The following is a 25,260-nucleotide window of genomic DNA, read 5'->3' as shown; positions in this document are numbered from 1 at the left end:
GGTGGTGTATTGTTTTCTTTTCTGCCGGGGTGTTGGGGGGGGGGGGGGGGGGTGCGTCGGGGGGGGGCTGGGTGTTGCTCCCCCCGAAGGTGACACCCCCCCCACCCGGACCTGGGGACGGGGACCGTCAGTCGAAGATCCGCTCGTAGATGCCGGGCTCGCCGACCGTGTACCCGGTGTCCCTGGCCCGGGAGGAGACCACCAGGTTGATGCCTTCCTTGGTGACGCTCCAGTCGTTCAGGCCGACCTGGTCGAGCAGCTCGCGCATCTCCTCGGTGGAGTACGAGGCCCGCAGCGAGGTCATGAACGCGTTGGCGTCACCGCCGGCGTACTGCAGCACGAACGAGACCATGCCCTCGTCGGCGTCCCGGGCCAGGTCGTACAGCAGGACGGCGCCGCCGGGGCGGCAGACCCGGGCCAGCTCGGGCAGGATCCGGGCGGGCTTGTCCCACCGGTTGATCGCGCAGAAGCTGAACACCACGTCGAAGCTGTCGTCCGGGTACGGCAGCCGGCTGTACCGGGCCCAGTCGCAGGCGAAGTCGCCGCCGTAGGAGACCAGGTTGGCGAAGATGGTGTTCTCCCGGGCGACCTCCAGGAAGGCGTCGTTGCTGTCCAGCCCGGTGAAGGTGGAGTCGCGGTGCTGGGCGGCCAGGCGCAGCGACAGCAGCCCGCTGGCGCAGCCGATCTCCAGGACGTCCTTGTCCGGACCGCAGTCCGGCCCGATCAGCTTCATCATGTGCTGCATCGGGATGATCATCGAGGTGCGCACGCTGCGGTCGTAGGCGCGGCACTCCTCGGCGGTCTCGAACGGGTCGCCCTGCGGGGCCCGCTCGGCGAGGTCGAAGATCCGCCCCCGGCGGGAGCGGCGCGCGGTGGTCTCAGAACTGGACAAGGGGGAGCCCCTTCCGGCCGTCGGTGCGGTCGATCTGCCACTTGAGGATCTCGGTGCTCGCCGAGGTCGGCTGCGGGAGCCGGTAGTTGGCGTCCGAGTAGAAGCTCTTGGAGATGTTGTCGATGTAGTACCAGCCCTTCGGGTAGGTGACCTGGATCGCGTCGGCGTCGACCTCCAGCAGCCCCTTGGCCACCAGGTCGTCGATCTTGTCCTTGAAGTACTCGTACGGGTCGACGCCGTGCCGCTCGCGGTAGACCGAGCGCTTGACCCGCAGCAGCTTCAGCCCCAGGACGAGGCTGCGGCAGCGCTGCTCGTGCTCGTCGGTGTAGGCGCCCATCACCACCGGCAGCCGACCCTCGTTGCACCGGCTGATGTACGACTCGATGTCCGGCTCGTTGAGGTACATGTGGTTGTTCAGGTACCCGTAGGCGCCCGAGCCGATGGCCACCATGTCCCCGCACCGGCCCCAGATCTGGGACAGGTGGTCGGTCAGGTAGAAGGTGTCCGTCTCCAGGCCGCGGTACGGCTTGCTGCCGTCCTTCACCACCGGGTACGTCTTGACCCCGGCCGCCTCCCACTCGGGCCGCATCGGCTCGATGAAGTCGTTGTAGGTGAGCGCCAGGTAGCCCGCGTCCATCAGCGTGGTGTGCAGGTACTGGTACATCTCGTCGGCCTCGCGGGTGCTCGGGCAGGGCGGCGTGGCGCCGCTCTGCAGCGCGAAGAACACCTCCGAGCCGGGCATGACCGCGTAGTTGTAGACCGAGAAGGACGTCACCGGGAGGTCCATCAGGGTGCGGATGTCCTGCGCCCACAGCTCGGGGGTCTGGCCGGGGATGCCGATCATGTAGTCGATGCAGAGGTTCTCCAGGCCGCTGCGGTCGATCAGCTCGATGGTGCGGGTGGCGGACTCGCCGGTGTGCGCCCGGGCCCGGCCGAGGTAGCGCAGCAGCGGGTCGTGGAAGGTCTGGACGCCCAGGCTCATCCGGTTGACGCCGTGCTTGAGCAGCACGTCCAGCTTCTGCTGGTCGACGTCGACGGGGGTGGACTCGATGGTGACCGAGCAGTCCGGGCTGAAGTTGAGCCGCTGCTTCATGTAGCCCAGCAGGTCGTCGAGCTCCTCGGCGCGCAGCGTGGTGGGCGTGCCGCCGCCGAAGTAGCCGGAGGTGAAGACGGTGTCCCGGACGTGCGGCAGCTGCGAGTAGAGGTCGATCTCCCGCTTGAGCGCCTGGATGTAGCGCTGGGTGAGGGTGTTGCGGGTGGAGAACTTGTTGTACGGGCAGCTGGTGCAGACCTGGTTGCAGAACGGGATGTGCACGTAGAACGACGTGGTCTTCGGGAACTTCTCCCGGGTGGCGTAGATCTGGTCCGCCGACAGCGGCTTGACGTCGCACGGGTACCAGCGGACGAACTCGATGTCCCGCTCCGGGTAGTCGCGCCAGAAGCTGGGGGTGTCGAGGAAGTTCCGGGTGATCGCTTCTTGGGTCATGTGCCTCTCCGGTCGTCAGGTGGCGCGGTGGTGCTCGACGGTGAGTGCCATCGGGCCGTCCGGGCCGACCGCCCAGTCGGCCATCCCCGCGGCGTCGAGCAGTTGACGCAGTTCGGCGCCGGTCCAGGCGCCGCGCAGGGAGTCCAGGTAGGTGCGCAAGCGGTACTGGCCGTCGGGCGAGTCGTCGGCGGCCATCTCGCGCAGGGTGTATTCGAGGATGAACGGATCCGGGTCCCGGCGCAGGTCGTTGACCAGCAGCCGGCCGCCGGGGGCCAGGGCCCGCGCCGCCCCGCGGAGCAGGGCGGTGGGGTCGGTGCACTCCCCGAGCGCGTGCACGCTGTAGACCAGCGGGTGGCGCCCGGCGAGGGGGGCCGGCAGCGGGCCGCCGGCCGGCCAGTGGTCGACCGGCACCGCCGCGCCGAGCCGCTCGCGCAGCGGGGCGACGGCGCCCGGGTCGGTGCAGAGCACCCGCAGGTCGACCGGGCGGCGGGCCAGCAGCAGGGCGGCGAACCCGCCGTAGCCGGGGCCGACCTCCAGTACCGGGCCGTCCGTGCAGGCGCTCTCCAGCAGGTCGAGGAACTCCTCCTTGTACTGGTTGCGGGCGGCCACGTACCGGTCGTACGCCAGGCGGTCGGCCTCGTCGGAGAGCCGGTGGCGGGTCGGCGTCCGGACGGCCGGCAGCAGGCCGGTGGACACCCCGCTCACACCTCCCTCAGCAGGGCGAACAGCTCCCGCTCGGTCTCGGCGACGGAGGCCAGGGCGGCCCGCAGCTCCCCGGCGAGGCGCTCGCGCACCGGGGCGAGCCCGGCGGCCGCGGCGGCCCGCAGGTCGGGCAGCCGCTCGCCGAGCAGGGCGGCCCGGGCGAGGGCGGCGGCGCCGCCGTCCAGCAGCTCGGCCTCCCGTGCCCGGTAGGCGGCGCCGAGTTCGGTGAACGCGGGCGTCCAGTCGGGCAGCAGCAGGGCGATCACCCGCTCCCAGCGCCCGGCGCTGTCGGCGCAGAGCAGGGCGGCGTCGGCCAGCCGGTGGTCCCCGGTGAGCTCGGCGGCTTCGGTCAGGAAGGTCCGGAACAGGTTGCGGAAGGCGTTCCCCCCGGTGCCGGCCAGTTCGAAGTCGACGTAGGCGCCCGCGAGTTCGTCCACCACGGCGGCGGCGGGGGTGTCGCTGAGCAGCAGGTGCCGCAGACCGGCGCCGTAGGAGTCGAGGCCGCGCAGCCCGAAGCTGGGCACGGGCGGGTGCAGCATCGCGCGGCAGGACCAGCGGATGCCCTGGCGGATGTCGTCCTCGGTGGGGTACCGGGCGGCCTTCCAGTCGGCGCGCAGCAGGGCGTGCCGGGGCGGGAAGGGCTGGTGGCCGGAGGCCCGGGCGGTGGCGAGTTCGGCCGTGGTCAGGGTCTGCGCGCGGGCCGGGCGGTCCGAGACGGTGACGGTGTCGTTGTCCCGGTCGTGGCCGACGACGACGATCGCGTGGCCGCCGAAGTGCCGGGTGGCCTGGAAGTACGGCAGGTGGAAGAGGTCCGCGTAGACCACCGCCGGGCGGCCGAGGTCGAGTTCGGCCAGCAGGTCGGCCCAGGCGCGCTCGGGGTCGTCGGTGACGGCGACCTCCAGGTCGAGGCCGACGCCGGCCGCCATCCGCCGGGTGAACTCGGGGAACGGGCCGTTGCGGCCGCCGGTGAAGCCGCGTCCGCCGGGCGGGGCGGGCATGTGCATGAAGTTGATGCCGCCGGCCACGCCGAACAGCATCGCCTCGCTGATCGGCAGGTCGTGCGCGGCCAGTTGCTTGCGCATCGACGCGGTCTCGCAGTGCGCGCCGCCGTGCGGGACGTCCGGCGGGGTGGTGGTCATGCGGGTCCTCCCGGGGTGACGGGGCGCTCGGCCCAGGCGGCCCAGCCGAGCGCGTCCGGCGGGACGAGGTCGGTGGGCGGCAGGACGGTCGGTGGCAGGACGGTCGGTGGCCGGACGGCGGCCCTCGGCCCGGCCGGTGCCCGGTCGGCGGCGGGCGGCGCGGCGCCGGCGGCCTCGGCGGCCTCGGCGGCGATCTCCTCCAGCACCGAGCGGGTGTAGGGGTTGGCGTCCGAGGGCGGGTAGTCCAGCGCCGTCCCGACGAAGACGTTGCGGATCGCCGCCCGCACGATGTCGGTGGGCAGGCCGCGGCCGGTCAGTTCGGCGGCCAGTTCGGCGCAGGCGCGCAGGGCGGCCTTGGTGGCGGCGCGGTTGGCCGGGCCGACGCACGCCTCCGGTCCGAGCACCACCTCGCCGAGGTCGGCGGCGAGGGTCCGCAGCAGGCCGATCCGGCGCGGTGCGCTGGTGACCAGGACGGTCTTGAGGCCGAGGGCCACGGCGGTGAACTGGCAGACCGGCTTGAGGCCGACCACCTCCACGCCGAGGTCCGGCAGGTCCTCGGTGGGCACGCTGGTCGCCATGTTGACGAACAGCGCCCGGCGGCCGACCTGTTCGGTCAGCGCGGCGAGCCGGCGCAGCGCGGCCGCGGTCTCCTGCGGCGGGACGCAGAGCAGCACGGTGTCGGCGGCGGAGAGGATCTCGCGCTGGTCCATGTCGGGCAGCGACAGCTCGGCGGCGACCCGCCGGGCGACCGCGGGGTCGCTGTCGTTGAGCAGCACCGGGAAGCGCTCGGCCAGCCGGTCGGCCAGCACCGAGCCGAGCCGGCCGAGGCCGACCACGGCGATCGTGCCGGGGTCGTTGTGCCGGGGTTCGGCGGGGTTGCCCGGGCGCAGGCCGAGCGTCATGAGACCGCCTCCAGGTCCTCGATGGTGAGGCTGCCGGGCTTGAGCATCCGGTCCATCGCCCGCCGCACCTGGGCGCGGTCGATCGGGGCGACCGAGGCGGGCACCGCGAACTCCGCGGTGACCCGCTCGGCGACGGCCGCGCAGAGCGCCGCCGGGTCCTCGACCTCGGCCTCGACCCGGATCTCCAGGTGGTCCCCGGAGACGCCGGCCGCCCAGTAGAGGCCGGCGCCCTCGGTGGCGAGCACGGTCTGCTCCAGCGCCAGCTTGTTGATCCGCTGCCCGCCGACGGTCAGCTGCTCGCTGACCCGGCCGTGGTGCGAGAGCACCCGGCGCGGGCTGCCGCAGGCGCAGGGCTCGGCGGAGACGGTGACGAAGTCCCCGCTGCGGTAGCGCAGCAGTGGCATGGCCCGGCCGGCCAGGGCGGTGATGACCAGTTCGCCGGCGGTGCCGTCGGGGACGGGTTCGGTGGTCTCCGGGTCGATCACCTCGAACAGGTGCCGGTCCTCGGTGAGGTGCAGGCTGCCCCGTTCGCAGACCAGTCCGAGCGAGTTGGTCTCGGTGGAGCCGTAGGCGTTGGAGAGCCGGACGCCCCAGAGCGCGGCGATCTTCTCCAGCTTGGCGGGGGAGCAGGTCTCGCCGACGTAGAGGAAGGTCTTCAGCCCGATCTCGGCCGGGTCGCGCCCGGTGTCCTTCAGCATGTCGTAGAGGCGCAGCGCCCGGCTGGGCGTGCAGACCAGGGCGGTCGGGCGGACGGTCCACATCATCTCGACCATCCGCTCGAACGGGCAGACCAGGCTGAGCGTGCCGACCGGCACCACGGCCGCGCCGTTCTGCTCCAGCGCCCGGTCCAGGTCGTAGGAGGCGAAGGCGAGTTCGTAGGGGATGGCGATGAAGACGAGGTCGCCGGGGCCGAGCACGTGGCCGACGGACTGCTCGACCGCGACGTTGCCGCGGATCCAGTCCTCGTAGGTGATCATCGAGGAGGTGGGGCTGCCGGTGGTGCCGGTGGACTCGCCGTAGCGGATCAGCTCCTCCCGGCCGACGGCCAGCAGGCCGAACGGGTAGGCGCCGCGCAGCTCGGCCTTGGTGGTGAAGGGCAGGGTCCGCAGCTCCTCGGCACTGGTGGGCCGCAGGGAGCCGTACCGCCCGGCCCAGTGCTCCCGGTAGAACGGCGAGTTGGCGAAGGCGTGGTCCAACTGGCGGCGCAGCAGCGCGAACTGGTGGTCGGGCACCTGGTCGGGGCTGAGCTTCTCGAACGCGGCCAGGTCGGCCAGCGCGGCCTCCCGGATCTCCGGATAGCGCAGGTGCGGGGGGCGGTCGGCGGTGGTCACCGGGCATCCTCTCCAAACATCAGCTGGGTCTTGATCCGGGTACGGGGGTCGAGCGTGAAGGCCTCCGCCGCCCGTTCGGCCGGCAGGCGGTGGGTGACCAGCAGCCCGGCCTCCTCGCGGTGGCCGGCCAGGAACTCCTGGGCGCGGTGGAAGCCGCCGGTGCCGCCGATCGAGCCGACCAGGGTCAGTGCGTTGGCCACCAGCAGGTCGGTGCGGAGCGCGGCGCTGCGGCGCAGCCCGAAGCAGAGCACCCGGCCGCGGGGGACGGCGCAGGCCAGCGCGGTGGCGAGGCCGTCGGCGCCGCTGGAGCAGTCCACGGTCAGGTCGTACCGGGCGGCGGCGGTCAGGGCGGCGTACCCGCCGGCGGACCGCGCGGCGGCGTCGGGCTCGGGCGCGGCGGTGCGGACCCGGGCGCTCGGCAGCAACGCGGTGACGGCGGCGGCCTTCACCGGGTCCGCCTCCAACAGCTCCACCCCGCCCACCCCGTACGCCCCGGTGAGCAGCAGGTAGCTCGCCAGGCCGAGGGCGCCGGCGCCGATCACCAGGATCCGCTCGTCGGGGCGCGGGTCGATCCGCTGCAGGCCCTGGGCGGCGACGGCGAAGAACTCGGAGAGCGCCAGCAGGCCGGGGCCCAGGCCGTGCGTGTCGGGGTAGAGGTAGCGGCGGTCCACGGTCCGCAGCCGGGTCGAGAAGCCGTCGACGGTGAGGCCGAACTTCTCGATCCGGGTGCAGACGTTGCGGTCGGTGCCGCAGCGCGGGCAGTCCCCGCACCAGCGCGAGCAGTCGCCGGTGACCCACTGGCCCAGCAGCGCGCGGCCGTTGCTCCCGGTGTCGACCACCAGGCCCGACCACTCGTGGCCGAAGCGCAGCGGGTAGCTGCTCGGGCCGCCGTAGGCGCCGTCGTACAGCGCCTGGTCGCTGCCGCACAGGGTGACCCGGTCGACCTCGACCAGGACCTCGTCCGGGCCGAGCGGCGCGGTCGGCGGCTTCGCCTCGTCGACCGTGAGCCGGCCGGGGCCGGTCAGCCGCAGGTCCGCCCCGGCGCTCACCGGGCACCGTCCCCGGCCGCCGGGAGCGGCGGCAGGTGGTCGTTCAGCTCGGCCTCGATCCGCTCGCTCTCCGCGCGGGCCATGGTGATGCGCTCGCGCAGGCTGATCGAGTTGAGCCCCCACCACAGGTACCAGTTGTCGTTGGCGAGCACCCGCGCCTGGATCTCGTCGAGGACGGCGGCATCCTCGATGACCGCGCGGGAGCAGTAGTACTTGGGCACGATGAATCGCTCCGTTCCGGTGATCATGCCTTCGGCGACGGCGGTGGTGTGCAGGGCGGTGCCCCGGCAGACCCGCAGGCCGAGCGTCCAGAAGGCGTGCACGTCGGGCGTGGCGGGCGGCACGAGCTGCTCCATCACGTCGAAGGTCTCGCGGACCGAGTCCCGGTCGTCGCCGGGGCTGCCGATGAACAGGCAGTGCTCGACCCGGATGCCGGCCTCGACGAACTTGCGGTGCGACTCGATGATCTGGCGCTGGCGGAAGTTCTTCTTCAGCCCGCGCAGGATCCGGTCACAGGCCGAGTCGGTGCCGAACTCGACGTAGTAGCAGCCGGTACGGACCATCAGGTCGACCAGTTCGGAGGTCACGTTGCCCGGGTTGACCATGCACGACCACGGCATCTCGATGCCCCGGCGGACGAACTCCCGCAGCACCTCCAGCGAGTAGTTGAGCGGCAGGTTGAAGACCCCGTCGACGATCTCCAGGACCTCCAGGCCCTCGTCGCGAAGCCGCTCCACCTCGTCGGCCACCCGGGAGACCTCGTCGAACTTCACGCCGGTGCCGTCCACCAGGAAGTTGCTGCAGAAGACGCACTCCAGCACGCAGCCCTTCTTGGTCTGGATGGTCGCCGGCACCTTGAGGCTGCGGTCGTGGGTCTCGTACGAGTAGCTGAAGTAGCGCTGGTCGTACAGGGCCGGGTCGGGGCGGGCCGCCTTGCGGTAGTCGATCCGGAAGACGGCGTCGCGCCGGTGGTAGCCGCCGCCCTCGCGCGGGCTGATCACCCCGGGCACGTCCAGCGGTTCCTCGCCCCGGGCCAGGTGGTCCAGCAGCGGCTGGACGGACTCCTCGGCGAAACCGGTGATCCCGTAGTCGGCCCGGACGAAGTCCATCAGGTCCTCGGGGACGGTGGAGAACCCCGGACCGCCCAGCAGCACGGTGACGCCGGGCAGTTCGTCGCGCGACCAGTCGGCCACCTCGCGGGCGAGCGGGGTGTAGACGACCGGCTCCAGCATGCTCTGGGAGTCGACGTTGCGGATCGAGATCCCCACCACGTCGGGCTTGAAGGCGCGGACCGCGGCCCGGACGACCGGCTCGTCCTCCTCCTCCCACATCAGGTCCAGCGTCTCGACCTGGTACCCGGCCGCCCGCGCCTGGGTGGCGATGGTGACCATGCCGATCGGCAGGACCGGCCGGAAGGACTTCAGCTTGTTGATCGACACGAAGAGGATCTTCACGGCCGGCCCCCGTCGACCTCGGCCAGCGCGGTGACCAGGCCGCGCAGCTGCCGCTCGCTCTGGTGCCAGTGCACGACCAGCCGCAGCAGGCCCAGCCGGCGGGCCACCGAGGCGATCAGGCCGCGCTCCTCCAGGGCGTCGACCAGCTTCTCCGGGCTCGGGTGGCGGACCGTCACCACGGTGAGCTCGGGCCGCGGGGCGACCTCGAAACCGGCCTCGGTGAGCAGCCGCACCAGCAGCGCCCGGCGCTCCCAGAGCCCGGCGACCGAGGCCCGGTAGCCGCTGCGGCCCTGGGCGCGCAGCGCCGCCCAGGTGGCCAGCAGGGCGCCGCCGGGCCGGGTGCCGAGCAGGGCGTGGTGGTCGAGGGTGCCCCGGTAGTGCGAGGAGGTGCGCAGCGCGTCCGGCGCCCCGGGGTCGCGGAAGAGCACGTGGCCCGCGGGGATCGGCGCGCCGCCGTACTTGTGCGGGTCCAGGGTGATGGAGCTGACGCCGTCGACGCCGAAGCCGATCGCCGGCAGGTCGTCGCCCAGCTCGCGGGCGAACGGCACCAGGAACCCGCCGGTGGCGGCGTCCACGTGCACCGGTACGCCGAGCGCCGAGGCGTGCGCGGCGATCGCCGGCACGTCGTCCACGGCGCCGGACTCGGAGCTGCCGGCGGTGGCCACCACCAGCGCGGTCTCCGGGGTCACCAGCGGCAGCAGCCGCCCGGTGTCGACCCGCAGCCGCTCCTCGGAGGGGACGCGGACCACCTCGACCGCCAGCAGCGCGGCGATCTTGTCGAAGGAGAAGTGCGCGCTGTCGCCCATCAGGACCCGGGCCGGTGCACCGGCCCCGAAGCGGGCCCGGTGGTGCCGGAGCGCGGCGAGCACCGCCAGCAGGTTGGCCTCGGTGCCGCCCGAGGTGGCCACCCCGGCGGCCCCGGGGCCGTCCATCAGGTCGGCCAGCATGGCCGTCACCTCGGCCTCGGCGCGGGGCAGCGAGGGGAAGATCCGGTTGTCGCCCATGTTGGACTGCTGGTGGGCGGCGAACACCTGCTCGGCCACCGGCAGCGGCGTCGAGCAGATCGAGTTGAAGACGGTGCCGTCCCGGTAGTCGTGGTCGTCCGCGCAGAGCCCGGCCAGCTCGGCCAGCACCCGCTCGACGGGGACGCCCCGGTCGGGCAGCCCGTGCGGGCGGGCGCCGGCCGGCTCACCCGGCGGCGGGGACCCGGTGGGGGACGGCGAAGAACTGGGCAGCGTTGCCATGAGCGAGAGCCCTCACGATCTGCTCGGGGACACCATGGAGTCGGAGCCGGTGCACCGTCCTGGCCAGACCCAGCGGGTCGGCCGAGCCGAAGTGCAGGCCGGTGTTGAGCATCAGCCGCTCCGGGCCGAACCGGTCCAGCAGGCCGAGCACCTCGCGGTGCGACTGCTTCTCGCGGACCTGGAACAGCGCGTCCTGGCGCGGGGCGACGGCGATCCCGTACCCGCCGAGCCCGCGCAGCGCCGGGTGCTCGGCCAGCAGGTCGATCCGCTGCTCGTCCAGGTCGAGCAGGGCGATCGTGGCCGGGTCGATGCCGGCCCGTTCCACCGCGCCCGCCAGCGGCGCCAGCATCTCCCGGAAGGCCGGCAGCGCGGGCGGCGACTCGACCAGCACCGGCAGCGCGCGCGCCGACGCCAGCTTCAGCTGCCGCTCCAGCACCTCGACCTCGTCCGGGCCGCCGCCGCGCAGCGACACCTCGCCCAGCGCCCGGACCCTCGGGTGGTCCAGGAAGCCCTCCAGCACCTCGATCCCGGCCAGCGCGCCGCGCAGCCCCGCCATGTCGGCCGCGTGCACCGCGAGCGCCACGTGCAGGTCGATCCCGTACGCGGCGGCCCGGGCGGTCTCGGCTCCGGCGAGCCGCTCGAAGCGGGCGGCGAAGGCGCTGCCGGAGTCCCGGGCCTCCAGCGAGGCGGAGCACGGGGCGAGCGCGGTGAGCACCCCGCTGACGGCCATCAGCTCGTAGTCGTCCGCGTTGCGCAGGTCGGTGTGGATGTGGTGGTCGAACAGCGGCGTCAGTCCGGTCCCGTGCAGGGCCCGGGGGGCCAGTGGCGGCGGGGGCGGCGGCGGGCCGGGGCGGTCGGCGGGCACGACGGGCTCAGCCCTGCGCGGCGGCGGCGATCGCGGCGGTCAGCACCTCGCGGCTGCGGCGCAGCGCGTGCTCGTATCGGTCGGCGTGGTTGTACAGCTCCACGCTGACGTAGCCGTCGTAGCCGCCGCGCCCCAGCACCGAGAAGAAGCCGGCGAAGTCGATGTCGCCGTCCCCGGGGATCTCGTGGTGGTGCACCCGGCCCTTGATGTCCTCGACCTGGATGATCTTCGTGTAGGGCAGGTTCCGCTCCACCGAGGCGAGGTAGTCCTCCTCCACCACCCGGCAGTGGCCGAGGTCCTGGGCGAGCGCGAAGCGGTCCGAGGCCAGCGCGTCGGCCAGCCGGGCGACCCCGTCGTTGCTCTCCAGGAAGAACTCCGGCTCGGGCTCCATCGCCAGCACCGCCGTGCCCGGGCCGTCCAGCACCTGCCGGACGCCCTCGTCCAGCCACTGCCGGGCCTGCTCCTCGGCCACCTCGGGCTTGCGCTTGCCGGTGGCGAAGTTGACGTAGGGGATGCCGAGTTCGTCGGCGATCCGGACCGACCGCAGGACGAGGTCGACGCGGCGGGCCCGGCCCTCGGCGGTGGGGTGGATCAGCGAGGGCTCGAAGCGCTCCTCGCCGAGCAGGTTGTCGGCGCCCGCGGCCAGGCAGCAGGCCGTCAGGCCGGTGCGCTCCAGGGCCTTGCGGATCGGCGCGGCCTCGGCGGGGCCGAAGGCGAACGGGTCCAGGTGGGCCGGGTGGAGCGAGAGTTCGATCCCCTCGTAGCCGGCGTCGGCGACCGCCTCGATCGCCCGCTCCACCGAGATCGTCCGCAGGCCGTTGGCGTTGTAGGCAAGCTTGACCACGACAGTTCTCCTTCTGGCTGGTGACGGTGGTGACGACGGTGACCGGCGGGTCCTGGCCGGCCGGTCGCCGGGTGCTGGTGCGCGGCCGCGTCGGTGCGTGCCGCGCCGGGGCTCCGGTGCCCGGGTGGGCCGGTCACTTCTCCGCGGTGGCGTGCACGTGGAAGTCGTGCCAGGTGCGCAGCTCGATCCGCTGGAAGCCGGCGGCGCGCAGCATCTCCTCCAACTCGTTGAGGGTGAAGCGCAGGTGCACCTCCTCGGGACCGGCGCCGTCGGGCTGGCGGGCGTACCAGGCCTCGATCTCCCGGTTGCGCTCCTTGTCGGCGGTCTTGCGGTAGTCCGCCAGCGCCACCCGCCCGCCGGGGCGCAGCACCCGGTACATCTCGGCGATCGCGGCGGGCGCGTCGTCGGCCAGCTCGTGCAGGACGTAGGTGGAGATCACCAGGTCGGCGGCGGCGTCGGCGACGGGCAGCGGGACCACCGGGCTCACGGTGCGGGTCACCCGGTCGGCCACGCCCTCGCGGGCGGCCCGGCCGGCGAGCACCTCCAGCAGCTCCGGGCTGCCGTCGACGCAGTGCACCGAGCCCTCCGGCCCGACCAGCCGGGCGGCGGGCACGGCCGCGTAGCCGGTGCCCGCGCCGACGTCGACCACCTGCTGGCCGGGGGCGGCGCCGACGGAGCGCAGCAGGTCCTGCACCTCGCCGAGCGCCCAGCGCAGCGGGCCGTCGAGCCGGTAGACCGTCTCGGCGATCTCCGGCGAATGCGCGTCGTTCATGGATGACTCCTTCGGGAGGCCGAACGGGCCGTCCGGCCCTGCTGGGCCGGCGGTCGGGGGTGTGCGCGGTGCCCTTGGCGCGTACGGGGGCGGTCAGGCCTCGGCGAGGACGCTCTTCAGCAGCGGCTCGGGCACCGGCGTCTCGTGGTCGCCGTCGACGATGTGCACCCGGCCGACCTCGGGGACCAGCACGAACCGCACCGCGCTGCCCGCCCGGCGCTTGTTGTCGCTGAGGATGACCTCGACGATCCGCTCCGGGGTGAACTCCCGGGGCACCGTGGTCGGGCTGCCGATCAGGGTGCCCAGCAGGTGCTCCTGGCGCGCCAGCACCTCCGGGGCGGTGATCCCGAGCCGGATGCCCAGCCGGGCCGCGGCGCACATCCCGATGCCGACCGCCTCGCCGTGCAGCAGCGCGCCGCCGGAGAGGAACTCCACGGCGTGCCCCACGGTGTGGCCGTACTCCAGGATGATGCCGGCGCCGCGCTCACCCGGGTCCTGCGCCAGGATGCCCAGCTTGCTGCGGACCACCTCGTGGCAGACCCCGAGCAGGTCGTCCCGGATGCCCGCCACACCGCCGGTCAGCAGGCCCTCCATCCGGTCGACCCACGCGGCGTCGTTGACCAGGCCGTTCTTCAGCGCCTCCACCAGCGCGCTGCGGTGCTGGCGCTCCGGCTCGCTGCGCAGCATCGCCACGTCGGCCCAGATGAACAGCGGCGCGTGGTAGACGCCGAACTGGTTCTTGCCGAGGGCGCCGTTGATCGCCTGCTTGTTGCTGAGGGTGCCGTCGGTGAGGTTCAGCATGGTGGTCGGGATCTCGACGAAGCGCAGGCCCCGGTAGACCATGGCGGCGGCCAGTCCGGCCAGGTTACTGATCATGCCGCCGCCGAGCGCGCCGACGATCGAGTCCTTGGTGGCCCCGGCGGCCACCAGCCGTTCGCAGAGGGCGGTGAGCTCGGGCCAGCCCTTGACGCCCTCGCCCTCGGCCACGGTGATCAGGTTGACGGCGACGCCGGCCCGGCCGAGCCGGTTGGCGAGGTCCCGGCCGAACAGCTCGTACAGCGGCTGGCTGGTGACCAGGTAGAACTCGTCGAAGGCGTGCCGGCCGAGGTACTCGGGCAGCCGGTCGCCGATGGACTCGCCGAGATAGTACGGGCAGCTTGGGCTGGTCCCGCTGGACAGCTCGATGATGGTTCCGTCGGACACGTCGGTCCTTTCGTGCAGGGTGTCGGAACGGGTGGTGTCGGAACGGGTGGTCCTGGGGTGCGTGCGCCTCGCCCGGGCGGTGCCGGTGCGGGTGGTGCCGTGACCTCGGTCGTGCGCGGGGGTGGTGCCCCCGGTGGTGCGCGCGGCCCCGGGTACGCGGTGGCACGCTCCCGGCGTGCGCGGGCGGTGGTGCGGGGCCCGGCGGAGGGCCCGGTGACGGGTGCCTGTGGTGGGCGCGGGGCGCCGGTGGTCAGCGGTGCGCGAGGTAGCCGTCGAGGTCGAGCAGCCCGTTGCCGCTGACGCAGGCGACGATCACCTCGGCCCGCCCGGTCTCGCGGGCCAGGACGGCCCGGTCCACGGCCGCGCGCAGGGCGTGGCAGGACTCCGGCGCGATCAGCATCCCCTCGGTGGAGAGCACCAGCCGCCCGGTCTCGAAGACGTCCGTCTCCTCGTACGCGACCGCGTCCAGCAGCCCCTCGCCGCGCAGCACGCCGATCAGCGGCGAGCCGCTGTGCTGGCGCAGACCGCCGACGTGGGTCTCCGGCAGCTCGTAGTCCCGGCCGAGGGTGTACGACTTGCCGAGCGGGGTGACGCCCTCCGGGTCGGCGTGGTCGTAGCGCAGCGTGCCCCGGGTCAGCCGGGGGGCGCTCGCGGACTCCGCGCCGAGCAGCAGCAGGTCGTCGCCGCGCTCCGCCTTCTCGGCGAGGTAGGGGCCCATGAAGCCGCCCAGGTTGCTGCCGCCGCCGACGCAGGCCACCAGCGCGTCCGGTCGCTCGCCGAGGGCGGCCAGCTGGGCCTTGGTCTCCTGGCCGATGACGGTCTGGTGGATCAGTACGTGGGCCAGGTTGCTGCCGGAGATGTAGCGGGTCTCCGGGTGCAGCGCGGCGTGGCTGATCGCCTCGCCGATCGCGGTGCCGAGCGAGCCCAGCAGGTGCCGGCCGTCGCGCAGCAGCGCCTTGCCGACCGGCGTCCGCTCGCTGGGGGAGGCGTGCACCTCGGCGCCGAGCATCTCGATCAGCGCCCGGCGGCCGGGCTTCTGGCGGGCCGAGACGCCGGCCCAGTAGATGACGGCCCTGAGGCCGAAGCGGCGCGCGGCCCAGGCCACCGCGTGGCCCCACTGGCCGGCGCCGGTCTCGGTGACCAGCGTGTCGACGCCCTGCTCGGCCGCGTAGTGGGCCTGGGCGATGGCCGAGTTGAGCTTGAAGCTGCCGGTGGGCAGCACGTCCTCGCGCTTGAGGTAGATCCGGGCCGGGGTCTCCAGGTAGCGCTCCAGGGCCCGGGCCCGCAGCAGCGGGGTGGGGCGTCCGATCGACGCCAGCTCCTCGCGCACCCGCTCCGGGATGGCCAGGAAGGGTTCGGTGGCACCGTCCTGGGCGCGGACGGCGTCGAGCCGGATCCGCTGCTGCAGGGCGAGCCGGGAGCCCCAGGCGTCGTGCTCGGCGCCCTCGGGCTCGCGGGGCGGCGGGACGGGGCCGGGCAGGCTGGGGACGAGGTTGAACCAGTGCGACGGGACCTCATGGGGGTCCGCTGCGGCCGGCACCGGCACGGGGGTCCACTGGGCGGCTGGAGTCACGATGCATCCCTCTCGTCATCCGGATGGGGGAACCGCGCACGTCAGTTCTCGCAGCGAAACGACCGGGTGAGAAGCGGTAGGAGCGTTGTTGACCGGCTCAGTCAAGCTTTGGATCGGTTGCCGGGGGAGTACTTGACCGCAACGGTGGAAAAGCGGTCCCGGACCGGCCCGCTCCTGGGTGAAGCCCGGGTCAGGAGCCCGGACCGACGGCGGGGCGGCGGCCCGGGCCGTGCGACCGGACGCGCGGTGACCGTCGTCGCGCCGTCTCGTTCGCCCCTGCGGGGGCCACCGGTCGCCCTGTTCCACCGGCGCCCCGGGCGCCCCGATCCGCAGTCGTACGGGAGTTGTGCACCATGGGTACCACCGGCAAGGCCGAGAAGAAGACCGAGCAGAAGGCCGAGAAGGCCGAGAAGGCAGAGCAGACCGGGAAGAAAGCCGAGAAGACCGACCACCGCAAGCTGGGCGGCGAGCTGTACCGCGCGAAGGCCGTCCCGCAGCCGCTGGACGTCCCCGAGTTCGCCTTCCTGGCCGTCGACGGGACCGGCGACCCGCAGCAGAGCCCCGAGTTCGGGCCCGCCATCGCCGCGCTGTACGCGGTCTCCTACGCCCTGAAGTTCGCCGTCCGGGCCGACACCGGGACGGACTACGCGGTGATGCCGCTGGAAGGGCTCTGGCACAGCGACGACCCGCACTTCGACGCCGTCTCCGCCGACTCCTACGGCCCCGGCGCCCGGGCCGGCTGGCGGTGGACCCTGCTGATCCGCCAGCCCGTCCCCTACACCGACGCGCAACTCGCCGCCGCGCTCGCCAAGGCGGAGGCCAAGGCGGAAGGGAAGGCCGGGGCCGAGGCGGTCGGCCGGCTGCGCCGGGAGTCCTTCACCGAGGGCCGCTGCGTCCAGGTGCTGCACCAGGGCCCGTACGAGACCGAGCCGCGGACGGTGAAGCTGCTGCACGACTACCTGCACACCGAGGGGCTGCGCGAGGCCGGCCGGCACCACGAGATCTACCTCTCGGACCCGACCAGGACGGCCCCCGAGCGACGCCGTACCATCCTGCGCCAGCCGGTGTCCTGAGGCGTCGGCACACCCGGGTACGGACCCCTGACCTCCCGTGGCCGCCGTGGTGCACCTCCGTGCACCGGCTGCGGCCCGCTGGACAGCCATGGACGCCCCCCCTAGCATCGTGAGAATCCCCGTCAGGGCCAGGTGCCCGTCGGGGCCCGTCTTCGCCCGTCCCCGGGAGCCGCTGTCAGGGCGGCGTCCGTCCACCGGACATGCCACGGGGCGAGGTGGATCTGGACGTCTGACCCTGGCGCGCACGGGGGGTGACCGCGCAGGTAGGCATTGAGGTGCGATCGATTGTCATGCCATCGGTCGGTCAGGCGTCGGCTCCAACAGGCCCGGGCTCGGCTCCGGTCGCCCGTCGGACCCCGCCCGAGGGACCCGAGAAGCGGAGGGCTTCAGTCTGCTATGAAGATCGACACGCTGAGCAGCCACGACGAGCGTCTGCGCCGGGCCATCCCCCACATCGTGGCCCAGGTCAGGGACGGTGAGGCCGCCGTCTCGCTGGAGGAGCTGGCGATGGCCACCAACACCTCGCCCGACTACCTGCGCCGGGTCTTCCGGCACCAGGTCGGCGAGCCGATCCACCGCTACGTCCGCAGGCTCCGGCTCTCCCTGGCGGCCTACCGGCTGGTCTACGGGGACCGCACGATCATCGACATCGCGGTCAGCGCCGGCTACAACTCGCACGCGGCCTTCACCCGCGCGTTCCGGTCCGCGTACGGGATATGTCCCACCGACCTGCGCACCAACCCGCAGAACACCGCCTGGCCGACCGCCGGTGCGGCCGGTTCGGACATCCGGCCGGCCGCGATCCCGCAACGCCGGGTCGCGTTCTACTCCCACCTCGGACCGATCGACAGCGCCGACACCGCCTGGGAGCGGCTGCGCGGCTGGCTCACCACCCACGGCCACTGCCCGGCCCGCTCCAAGGCGTTGGGCGTCTCCTACGACGACCCGGACTTCTTCATCGGCGCCCGGACCCGGCACGACATCTGCGTGCCGGTCTCGGACCGCTTCGACCCGCAGACCCGGGACGGGATGGGCGTCCAAGTCGTTCCGGCTTCAACAGGATTGGCGATGCGTCACGTCGGACCGCCCGAGCTGATCCCGTTCACCTACATGCACCTGGCGGTCAGCGCCGCCACCAAGGGGATGCAGCGCACCGAGCGCCCGCCGCTGCCGTACTACCTGGAGTTCTCCTCGTTCCCCTCGGCACACCCCGAGCGCCAGGTCGCGGTGGACGTCTACCTGATGCCGCACACCCGCCGGAACTGAGTGCCGCGCACGCCCCGCGGCCCCGGGCGGTCGCCCGGGGCCGCGAAGCCGTGCCCGCGCCGTCCCGTCAGGTGCTGTAGACCCCGACCTCGTGGAGCGAGTAGCCCCAGCTGGTGCCGCGCTGGACCCCGTGGACGCGGACGTACCGGGCCGGGACGCCGGTAAACCGCGCGGTCTCCAGCCCGCCCGCCCCCGTGGTGGTGGACCACACAGACTTCCAGGTGGCCCCGTCGGTGGACACCTCGATGCGGTACGCCTTCCCGTAGGCGCGTTCCCAGTCCAGCGTGACGCGTCCGACCAGGGTGGTGGACCCGAGGTCGAGTCGCAGCCACTGGTCGTCGTTCCAGTCGCTGGCCCAGCGGGTGCCGCCGTCGCCGTCCACGGCCCGGCCGGCCGCGTAGCTGACGAACGGGTTCCATTCGGTGGACGCGGCCGTGGCCGGGGCGCCGGCGGCCAGGTTGGTGCCGGCCCGGTGCTGCTCGGTGCTGCCCCAGGTGGTCAGGTAGGACTCGGCGCCCCGGAACAGGTCGTCCACCACGCCCTGCCCGCCGACCAGCCGGATCTCCTCCAGCCAGTCCGGCACGAGGCCGTAGTGCGCGGCGCCGTCCGTGTTGTAGTCCCAGGTCCGCTCGCCGGTGGTCTGCCGGTCGACGAGCGAGCCGCCGTCGGTGGTGCGGAACGGGTACTGGACCGGGTGCGGGGCGTTCGCGCCGGGCGGCGCGGGCCAGCCGCCGAGGCCGTTCATGTCGGTGCCGTAGCCGTAGCCCACCCCGTACTTGTCGCGCAGCGCGTCGGTGCGCTTCGCCTCCGCGCTGAACGCCTCGGCGCCGTTCATGTACTGGGCGACGAAGCCGCCGAGCTTGTAGACGCGCTCGGTCCAGTCGAGGTCCATCCAGCTGTGCGAGGAGATCACGCCCGGGTAGGACGCGGACTCCAGGATGTCGAAGGCGCGGTCGGCCGCCTTGACGCTCATGTGGTCGACTTCCAGCATCATCTTGCGCTGCATCATCCCGCGCACGGCGTACTCACCGAGGTCGGTGAGGCCGCGGGAGTTGCACTGGGCGCCCGCCGCGTACGCCGGCACGGTCACCCCCGGCGGCAGCAGCTTCTCGGCCTCCGGTGCCGCGGCGAGGCCGATGGGGTTGTCGTGCTGCGGCCCGGCGCACTGCTCGGTGGTCCAGAAGGTGCCGGTGGACAGGAACTGGCCGGCGTTGATCGCCGTGCCGAGGGCGCCCTCGTCGAAGCGGACCCCGCACAGCGCGTTGTCGAACTTGTGGCACAGGAACATGCTGCGCACGCCCAGGCCGTACAGCTCGTCCAGGCCGCGGTCGATGTCGGCCTTGCCGCACTGGGCGACGTCCAGGATCTGCTTGCAGCCGAACGGCTCGGAGGTCTCCACGCCGAGCACGACGGCGAGCTTGCCCTGCGCGACGACCTGGCGGGCCTGCGCGCTGTCGGTGACGATCCGGAACCAGCCCTTGCCCGTCCCGCCGTACATCCGGTCGATGTAGGCCTGCAGGTCGTACGTCTTCTGCGCCTGGAGGCGGATGGAGTCCATCTCGTCGCAGCCGCGGTCCTTGAAGAAGTAGACCGAGCAGATCACCCCGTTGGTGACCAGGTCGTCGACCAGCACCCGCTGGCCGCCGCGCCAGGCCCGCTCGACCCAGGCGTAGTAGTTCTGCTCGTGGGTCAGCGAGTCGTGGGCCGGCCAGTCCTTGAAGGTGGGCCAGCCGACCGGGTCGTGCTTGCCGTCACCACCCTTGGTGATCATGTCGAAGACCGCCAGCGAGCCGTCGGGGTAGTGCTCGGGACAGTCCTTGAGCGCGTCCGCGATCCCGGCCTCGGAGAACGTCTTCCCGCACAGGAGACGGCCGCCGAAGGCCTCGTTGGACATCAGGTGGTCGTGCGCGTCGACGAAGCCGCGGACCTTGCCCTGGGCGTCGGTCCCGCGGAACGGCTCGCCGGTGACGCCGATCTGCGAGTCCGGCGCGGGGCGGGCGACCGGGTTCCACCAGCCCGTCCCGCCCGAGGCTCCCGGCGCGGGGGCCGCGAACAGCAGGGAGAAGAGGGTGAGGAGCGCGGCCAGGGCCGTGACGGTTCTGCGCCTGCGGTGCGGATGAGGGTGGGGCTGTGGGGGTTTCATCGGCCACCATTCGTGTCGTCGATGCAGGGACGACGGGGACGAACGACCCGCCGGCGCGGGGTGTTTGATTGTTCCGCGCCGGGCGACTGTCATGTCCCGCGTACTCGGTGCGATGAGAATCGCCACTGTTGGATTCTTAGTCAATAGCCCTGGACGGATGGTCCGTTGACGTGAAAGGCCGTGTTCGATGCGGTAGTTGACTGTCCGGTATGCGGAGACCGGCCGGGCGGCCCGGAGCCGCCCGGGGTGGTCCGGGTGGTCCGGGAAACGGGCGGTGCGCGCGTGGGCAAGGGCTGTGCAGGGAGGGAGCACCGCTCGGCCCGACGGCGCCCTAGCGTTCCCGGTGTTCCGCACGGAGGCCCCGGCCGACCCCGTGGCCGCCCCCTCGGCCCGGGCTCCCCGGCCCGGGCGCTCCGGCCCGGCCGTGACACCCCTTCCGAAAGGCGCCTCATGCCCACCATCACGCTCTCCGACGGCTCGCAGAAGTTCTACAAGGACTGGGGCACCGGTCGCCCCGTCGTCCTCTCGCACGGCTGGCCGCTGAACGCCGACGCCTGGGACGGCCTCGCCGTCGCCGTCGCCGAGGCCGGCTACCGGGTCGTCGCCCACGACCGGCGCGGGCACGGCCGGTCCGAGCAGACCTGGGACGGCAACCACATGGACCGGTACGCGGACGACCTGGCCGAGCTGATGGAGCGGCTCGACCTCACCGAGGCCGTCCTGGTCGGCCACTCCACCGGCGGCGGCGAGGTCGCCCGCTACCTCGGCCGGCACGGCAGCGACCGGGTGCGCAAGGCCGTCCTGCTCGGCGCCGTGCCGCCGCTGATGCTGCGCACCGAGGACAACCCCGACGGCACCCCGATCGAGGCCTTCGACGGCATCCGGGCCGGCGTCGCGGCCGACCGCTCGCAGTTCTACTACGACCTCAGCGAGGCCTTCTTCGGCTTCAACCGGCCGGGCGCCGAGGTCTCCGAGGGCAAGCGCCGCGAGTTCTGGCTGCAGGGCATGCAGGCCGGCCTCAAGGGCGCCCTCGACTGCGTCGAGGCGTTCTCGGAGACCGACTTCACCGAGGACCTCAAGAAGATCGACATCCCGGTCCTGGTCGCCCACGGCGACGACGACCAGATCGTGCCGATCGCCGCCTCCGCCGAGAAGAGCGTCGAGCTGCTCTCCCAGGGCGTCCTCAAGGTCTACCCGGGCGCCCCGCACGGCCTGGTAGGGGCCTACGAGGCCGCGTTCACCAAGGACCTGCTGGAGTTCCTCGGCGCCTGATCCGACGCCTGATCCGGCGGGGTGGCCCGCCCCGGCGGCCACCCCACCACCCCCGCGGCCCCCGCACGCCCCGGACCGGCGCATCGGCGCAGGTCCGGGGCGTGCGGGCGTTCCCGGGCGGGCGCGAGCACGGCTGACTGCCGGTTAGCCTTGACCCTGCCCGGCGCCGGGTCGCCGCCCGGCGACCCAGGCCCGCCGGGTGCCGCGCCCCGGCGCGGACGGAACGAACGGCCGACCGCGCCGGGAGGGTCGCCGGCGCGGGGGAGCCGTGCCCCAGCGCGCCCGGGCGCCCCGGCTCGTCAGAACGACAGTCAGATGACCTAGGCACTCATCCGCTCCCTGCCGCAGGCTGGTCGTACGGGGCTTCGGCCGGGAACGCCGACAGAGAGGGGCAGCCAGGTGAACCTGCGGGTCACAACCGCCGCGGTGCCGGACGGGGAGAAGGCGGGGCACTGGGGCCGGGCGGTCTCGTACGCCCTGGTGCCGGTGGAGGTGGTGCCGCTCGCCGACGGCCCGTTCGACGGCCGGCTGGAGTCGCACCGGCTGGGCAGCCTGCGGGTGTCCACGCTGGAGGCGGACGCCACCCGGCTGTCCCGGACGCCGGGCCTGATCGCGCGCTCGGCCGGGGCGGAGGCCCAGATGGCGGTGGGCGTCCAGGTGTCCGGCCACGCCGTGCTGACCCAGGACGGCCGCCGGGCCGAGGTCGCGCCCGGCGACCTCGTGCTGTACGACACCGCACGCCCCTACTCGGTCGACTACCCGCAGCGCTTCCGCTCCCACGTGTTCCACCTGCCGCACCGGCTGCTCGGTGTGCCGGAGGCCGACATCCGCCGGGTGACCGGGCGGGCCGTCACCTCGCGGGAGAGCCTCGGGGCGGTCCTGCTGCCCTTCCTCGACACCCTCGCCGACGCCGCGCCCAGCTACCCGTCCGCCGTCGGGGACCTCCTGGCGGGCAGCGTCGCCGACCTGTTCCTCACCCTGGTCGGCGAGCTGGCGGGGCGCCCGGCCGCCGGCCCGGACGAGGCCGGCGCCCACCTCGTCCGGCTGGTCCGCGCCCACATCGACCGCCACCTCGGCGATCCGGGGCTGACCCCGCAGGGCATCGCCGACGCCCACCGCATCTCGGTGCGCTACCTGCACCGGCTCTTCGAGAACGAAGGCGTGACGGTGAGCCGGCTGATCCAGCGGCGCCGGCTGGAGGAGTGCGCCCGGGAGCTCGGCCGGCGCAGCCGCAGCGCGCCGACCGTCTCGGCGGTCGCCCAGCGCTGGGGGTTCGTCAACCCCGCGCACTTCAGCCGGGCCTTCCGGGCCGCGTACGGGACGTCCCCGCGCGAGTGGCGGGCACGGTGTACGGAGGAGGCGCGCACGGCCGGCTGACCGCCGTGCACGGAGCGGCGCGCGGGACCGGCTGACCGCCGTGCACGGAGCGGCGCGCGGGACCGGCGGACCGCCGTGCACGGAGCGGCGGCTTCCGGTGCGCTCCGGGTACGGTTCCGGGCCCGGCCGGTCCCTAAGGTGACGACGTGCCGGCCGGGCGCCCCGGGCCCCGGCCGGCACGCTCTCCGGGCACGGTGGCAGTACCCCCGGCTCGCCGCCGTGCCCGGACCCGCGGCGCCGGCACGCCGCCCGTCGCGGCGCCGGGCGAGCCCACGACCACCCGGGCGGGGCCACGCCCACCCGCGGAAGCCGGCCCGACCCCGCCGCTACGCCAGGAGCAGCACACCAGTGTCCGAGAGCACCACCCCCGAGGCCCCGGGCCCGATCCTGGACGACGGCCTCCGGGACTTCCTGGCCGCCCGCGCCCGCGCCCGCCGCGTTCGGACGGCGGCGCCGCCCGGCGGGAGCGCGCCGGAGCCCCTCGACCTCGCCTTCCTGGCCGGGCCCCACCCGTCGGACGGACACCGGGACACCGTCGCCACCCGGCTGGCGCTGCCGACACCGGCCGGTCACGTCCGGATCCAGGTGATCCGCCCGGTCGACGCCGCCCGACCGACCCCGGTGGTCCTCTTCCTGCACGGCCTCGGCTGGGCGCTGGGCGACGCCGACAGCTACCGCCACCTGCTGCGGGAGTTCGCCGTGGGCGCGGACGCCGCCGTGGTCCTCGTCGACTACGGGCGCCCGCCCGACGAGCGGTTCCCGGTCGCCGTCGAGCAGTGCTACGCCGTCGCCCGCTGGATCGCCGCGCACGGCCACGAGATCGGGCTGGACGGGAGCCGGATCGCCGCCGCCGGCGACTCCGCGGGCGCCAACCTGGTCGCGGCGCTCACCCTGCTCCTGCGTCGGCGCGGCGGCCCCGAGCTGCTCCACCAGGTGCTGATCTGCCCGGTGACCGACGCGGACTTCGACACCCCCTCCTACCGTGCCTTCGCCGACGGGTACTTCCTCCACCGGGCGGACATGCGCCGGTTCTGGGACGCCTACCTGCCCGACCCGGCCGGCCGGGCGCAGTCCCTGGCGGCCCCGCTGCGCGCCGGACTGGAGGAACTCGCCGGGCTCCCACCGGCGCTGGTGATCACCGCCGAGGCCGACGTGCTGCGGGACGAGGGCGAGGCCTACGCGGCCCGGCTGCGCCGGGCCGGGGTGCCGGTGGTGGCCACCCGCTACCAGGGCGTGGTCCACGGCTTCGTCCTGCTCGACTCGCACTGCCGCACCGACTCGGCCCGCTCCGCCCTCATCCAGGCCGTGGACACCCTCCACCTCGCCCTGCACCGCCACTCCTGGTAGGCCGGCCGCCGCTGGTAGCCGGGGTCGGTGCGGGGCAGGACGGGGGCTCGTGCGGCACCGGCGACCGCGCAGTTCCTCCTGCTGTTCTTCCTGGTCACCCGCCGTCCGACCGGCTGGGATGGGAGGGCGGGCCGCGTCGCCCGCGCCCTTCCCCCACCCCGTGCCAGCACCCGGCCGCCCGGGACCACCCCGGCGGCCGTCGCAGGAGTACCGATGCCCGTCCTCGCCCCCGTCCCGTCCGGCCCCGTCCCCTTCGCCCCCGTCCCATCCGTCCCCGTCCCGTCCGGCCACGTCCCCTTCGCCGCGAGCATCGCCGGCCACCGGCTCGGCCCGCTGCGGGTCTCCTCGATCGTCGCCGGTCCGTGGCCGGCCGCGCACGGCCGCAGTGTGGTGCTGTGCGGCCGCGGCGACCACATCACCCTGGTGCTGCCGCGGCACGGCACGGCCGCGCTGCTCCTGGACGGTCACGGGGTGCCCCTGCGGCCGGGCGAGTTCGCCGTCGCCCGGACCGGCCGCCCGGTCGTCCTGGAGGTGTCGGAGGCCTTCTCCGGCACGGCCTTCCACTGGCCCCGGGCAGCGGCCGGAGTGGCCGAGGAGGACCTGCGGGAGCTGTCCGGCACGGCCTTCCGCTCGGACACCGGGACGGCCGCGCTGGTGGCCGCCTACCTGGACCGGCTGGCCCGCCCCGGGGTCGCACCGGACCCGCAGGTGGCCGCCCGGCTCGCCGGCACGGCACTGGACCTGCTCGCCGTCCTCGCCCACGAGCACCGCCGGCGGGCGGCCGGACCGGTGCCCGAGGAGGTCCTGGCCACGATCGCCCGGACGAAGGAGTACATCCTGCGCCGGCTCCCCGACCCCGGGCTCTCCCCGGAGGGGATCGCGGCCGCCCACCACTTCTCGGTGCGCTACCTGCACAAGCTCTTCCAGTACGAGGGCGTCACCGTGGGCCGCTGGATCCAGCGCCGCCGCCTGGAGATGTGCCGCCGCGACCTGGCCCGCCCGTCGGCCCGCCCCGCCACCGTAGCCGCCGTCGCCGGCCGCTGGGGCTTCGTCAGCACCAGCCACTTCAGCCGCGTCTTCCGCACCACCTACGGCCTCACCCCCCGCGCCTGGCAGTCCACCGCCCACGACCCCGCCACCCACCCGGCCCTCCCGGGCTGAGCCCGGGAGGGGTGGCGGAGTGAGCGGCTCCCCGGCGTGGGGGGGGGGGGGGGGGGGGGGGGGGGGGGAGCCCCCCCGCGTGGGGGGGGGGGGGGGGAGGGGGGGGGGCGGGGGGTGTGGTGGGGGGGAGGCAAAGTACGCTAACAGCGACTTTCTCCCCTCTCC

Annotated in this window: 21 protein-coding genes; 6 read left to right on the top strand and 15 right to left on the bottom strand. The window is 73.8% G+C overall.

The features are described from left to right. Positions 1-127: 127 nt before the first annotated feature. The 14 genes from ACZ4UX_RS18170 to ACZ4UX_RS18105 form a co-directional block, all read right to left on the bottom strand. Positions 128-892 carry a class I SAM-dependent methyltransferase gene (locus tag ACZ4UX_RS18170; protein WP_329486352.1) on the bottom strand — a complete coding sequence of 255 codons (765 nt, stop codon included), beginning with the start codon at positions 890-892 and terminating at the stop codon, positions 128-130. Then, positions 879-2,378 (bottom strand): coproporphyrinogen-III oxidase family protein, encoded by a 1,500-nt coding sequence (locus ACZ4UX_RS18165; protein WP_352291421.1) that lies wholly within the window; start codon positions 2,376-2,378, stop codon positions 879-881. Before ACZ4UX_RS18165 ends, ACZ4UX_RS18170 begins: the two co-directional genes overlap by 14 nt. 15 nt (positions 2,379-2,393) lie before the next feature. Then, the gene (locus ACZ4UX_RS18160; RefSeq protein ID WP_329486350.1) at positions 2,394-3,074 is read right to left on the bottom strand and encodes a class I SAM-dependent methyltransferase; all 681 of its coding nucleotides are present in this window, start codon (positions 3,072-3,074) and stop codon (positions 2,394-2,396) included. Between the two features lie 5 nt (positions 3,075-3,079). Then, on the bottom strand, positions 3,080-4,219 hold the full coding sequence (locus ACZ4UX_RS18155; RefSeq protein ID WP_465707388.1) for a BtrH N-terminal domain-containing protein: 1,140 nt from the start codon (positions 4,217-4,219) through the stop codon (positions 3,080-3,082). Further along, positions 4,216-5,121, bottom strand: coding sequence for an NAD(P)-binding domain-containing protein (locus ACZ4UX_RS18150; protein WP_352291418.1), 906 nt, complete (start codon positions 5,119-5,121; stop codon positions 4,216-4,218). Before ACZ4UX_RS18150 ends, ACZ4UX_RS18155 begins: the two co-directional genes overlap by 4 nt. After that, positions 5,118-6,452: a phenylacetate--CoA ligase family protein gene (locus ACZ4UX_RS18145; RefSeq protein WP_465707387.1), complete on the bottom strand. Its 1,335-nt coding sequence runs from the start codon at positions 6,450-6,452 to the stop codon at positions 5,118-5,120. Before ACZ4UX_RS18145 ends, ACZ4UX_RS18150 begins: the two co-directional genes overlap by 4 nt. Next, positions 6,449-7,501 carry a zinc-dependent alcohol dehydrogenase gene (locus tag ACZ4UX_RS18140; protein ID WP_465707386.1) on the bottom strand — a complete coding sequence of 351 codons (1,053 nt, stop codon included), beginning with the start codon at positions 7,499-7,501 and terminating at the stop codon, positions 6,449-6,451. Before ACZ4UX_RS18140 ends, ACZ4UX_RS18145 begins: the two co-directional genes overlap by 4 nt. Next, positions 7,498-8,955, bottom strand: a complete 1,458-nt coding sequence (locus ACZ4UX_RS18135; RefSeq protein WP_329486345.1) for a B12-binding domain-containing radical SAM protein — start codon at positions 8,953-8,955, stop codon at positions 7,498-7,500. Before ACZ4UX_RS18135 ends, ACZ4UX_RS18140 begins: the two co-directional genes overlap by 4 nt. Beyond that, entirely contained in the window at positions 8,952-10,199 is a 1,248-nt protein-coding gene (gene mfnA / locus ACZ4UX_RS18130) for a tyrosine decarboxylase MfnA (protein WP_465707385.1), read from the bottom strand. Before mfnA ends, ACZ4UX_RS18135 begins: the two co-directional genes overlap by 4 nt. Continuing rightward, complete coding sequence (locus ACZ4UX_RS18125) at positions 10,144-11,064, bottom strand: deoxyribonuclease (protein WP_465707384.1); 921 nt, start codon at positions 11,062-11,064, stop codon at positions 10,144-10,146. The genes mfnA and ACZ4UX_RS18125 overlap by 56 nt, the downstream gene beginning before the upstream one ends. Before the next feature lie 7 nt (positions 11,065-11,071). Then, the gene (locus ACZ4UX_RS18120) at positions 11,072-11,908 is read right to left on the bottom strand and encodes a sugar phosphate isomerase/epimerase family protein (RefSeq protein ID WP_329486342.1); all 837 of its coding nucleotides are present in this window, start codon (positions 11,906-11,908) and stop codon (positions 11,072-11,074) included. 133 nt (positions 11,909-12,041) lie between these two features. Beyond that, entirely contained in the window at positions 12,042-12,680 is a 639-nt protein-coding gene (locus tag ACZ4UX_RS18115; RefSeq protein WP_329486341.1) for a class I SAM-dependent methyltransferase, read from the bottom strand. 93 nt (positions 12,681-12,773) lie between these two features. Then, positions 12,774-13,883, bottom strand: a complete 1,110-nt coding sequence (locus ACZ4UX_RS18110) for a 2-deoxy-scyllo-inosose synthase (protein WP_329486340.1) — start codon at positions 13,881-13,883, stop codon at positions 12,774-12,776. A gap of 250 nt (positions 13,884-14,133) precedes the next feature. After that, positions 14,134-15,456: a TrpB-like pyridoxal phosphate-dependent enzyme gene (locus tag ACZ4UX_RS18105; protein WP_329486339.1), complete on the bottom strand. Its 1,323-nt coding sequence runs from the start codon at positions 15,454-15,456 to the stop codon at positions 14,134-14,136. A gap of 353 nt (positions 15,457-15,809) precedes the next feature. Here ACZ4UX_RS18105 and ACZ4UX_RS18100 point away from each other — a divergent pair, with 353 nt between their 5' ends. Then, complete coding sequence (locus ACZ4UX_RS18100; RefSeq protein WP_465707383.1) at positions 15,810-16,529, top strand: GyrI-like domain-containing protein; 720 nt, start codon at positions 15,810-15,812, stop codon at positions 16,527-16,529. A 396-nt stretch (positions 16,530-16,925) separates the two neighbouring features. After that, entirely contained in the window at positions 16,926-17,795 is an 870-nt protein-coding gene (locus ACZ4UX_RS18095) for an AraC family transcriptional regulator (protein ID WP_329486337.1), read from the top strand. A gap of 67 nt (positions 17,796-17,862) precedes the next feature. Here ACZ4UX_RS18095 and ACZ4UX_RS18090 read toward each other — a convergent pair whose 3' ends face one another. Next, entirely contained in the window at positions 17,863-19,938 is a 2,076-nt protein-coding gene (locus tag ACZ4UX_RS18090) for a galactose-binding domain-containing protein (RefSeq protein ID WP_465707382.1), read from the bottom strand. Between the two features lie 450 nt (positions 19,939-20,388). Between ACZ4UX_RS18090 and ACZ4UX_RS18085 the strand changes: the two genes are divergently transcribed. The 4 genes from ACZ4UX_RS18085 to ACZ4UX_RS18070 all read left to right on the top strand — a co-directional run bounded on the left by ACZ4UX_RS18085 (position 20,389) and on the right by ACZ4UX_RS18070 (position 25,095). After that, a complete protein-coding gene (locus ACZ4UX_RS18085) occupies positions 20,389-21,210 on the top strand; it encodes an alpha/beta fold hydrolase (RefSeq protein ID WP_465707381.1) in 822 nt (273 codons plus the stop codon). Between the two features lie 399 nt (positions 21,211-21,609). Next, on the top strand, positions 21,610-22,587 hold the full coding sequence (locus ACZ4UX_RS18080) for an AraC-like ligand-binding domain-containing protein (protein WP_465707380.1): 978 nt from the start codon (positions 21,610-21,612) through the stop codon (positions 22,585-22,587). Between the two features lie 348 nt (positions 22,588-22,935). Next, positions 22,936-23,934, top strand: a complete 999-nt coding sequence (locus tag ACZ4UX_RS18075; RefSeq protein WP_465707379.1) for an alpha/beta hydrolase — start codon at positions 22,936-22,938, stop codon at positions 23,932-23,934. Between the two features lie 213 nt (positions 23,935-24,147). Continuing rightward, on the top strand, positions 24,148-25,095 hold the full coding sequence (locus ACZ4UX_RS18070; protein WP_465707378.1) for a helix-turn-helix domain-containing protein: 948 nt from the start codon (positions 24,148-24,150) through the stop codon (positions 25,093-25,095). The last annotated feature ends 165 nt before the right edge of the window (positions 25,096-25,260 follow it).

Source organism: Kitasatospora sp. NPDC028961 (genome assembly GCF_055564815.1).
This window is presented reverse-complemented; position numbering and strand designations above follow the sequence as displayed.

Bases quoted from the DNA above. Each gene is read 5' to 3' on its own strand.
- ACZ4UX_RS18165 (WP_352291421.1), bottom strand. From the start codon at position 2,378: ATGACCCAAGAAGCGATCACCCGGAACTTCCTCGACACCCCCAGCTTC.
- ACZ4UX_RS18095 (WP_329486337.1), top strand. From the start codon at position 16,926: ATGAAGATCGACACGCTGAGCAGCCACGACGAGCGTCTGCGCCGGGCC.
- ACZ4UX_RS18070 (WP_465707378.1), top strand. From the start codon at position 24,148: ATGCCCGTCCTCGCCCCCGTCCCGTCCGGCCCCGTCCCCTTCGCCCCC.
- ACZ4UX_RS18090 (WP_465707382.1), bottom strand. From the start codon at position 19,938: ATGAAACCCCCACAGCCCCACCCTCATCCGCACCGCAGGCGCAGAACC.
- ACZ4UX_RS18085 (WP_465707381.1), top strand. From the start codon at position 20,389: ATGCCCACCATCACGCTCTCCGACGGCTCGCAGAAGTTCTACAAGGAC.
- ACZ4UX_RS18155 (WP_465707388.1), bottom strand. From the start codon at position 4,219: ATGACCACCACCCCGCCGGACGTCCCGCACGGCGGCGCGCACTGCGAG.
- mfnA (WP_465707385.1), bottom strand. From the start codon at position 10,199: ATGGCAACGCTGCCCAGTTCTTCGCCGTCCCCCACCGGGTCCCCGCCG.
- ACZ4UX_RS18115 (WP_329486341.1), bottom strand. From the start codon at position 12,680: ATGAACGACGCGCATTCGCCGGAGATCGCCGAGACGGTCTACCGGCTC.
- ACZ4UX_RS18100 (WP_465707383.1), top strand. From the start codon at position 15,810: ATGGGTACCACCGGCAAGGCCGAGAAGAAGACCGAGCAGAAGGCCGAG.
- ACZ4UX_RS18150 (WP_352291418.1), bottom strand. From the start codon at position 5,121: ATGACGCTCGGCCTGCGCCCGGGCAACCCCGCCGAACCCCGGCACAAC.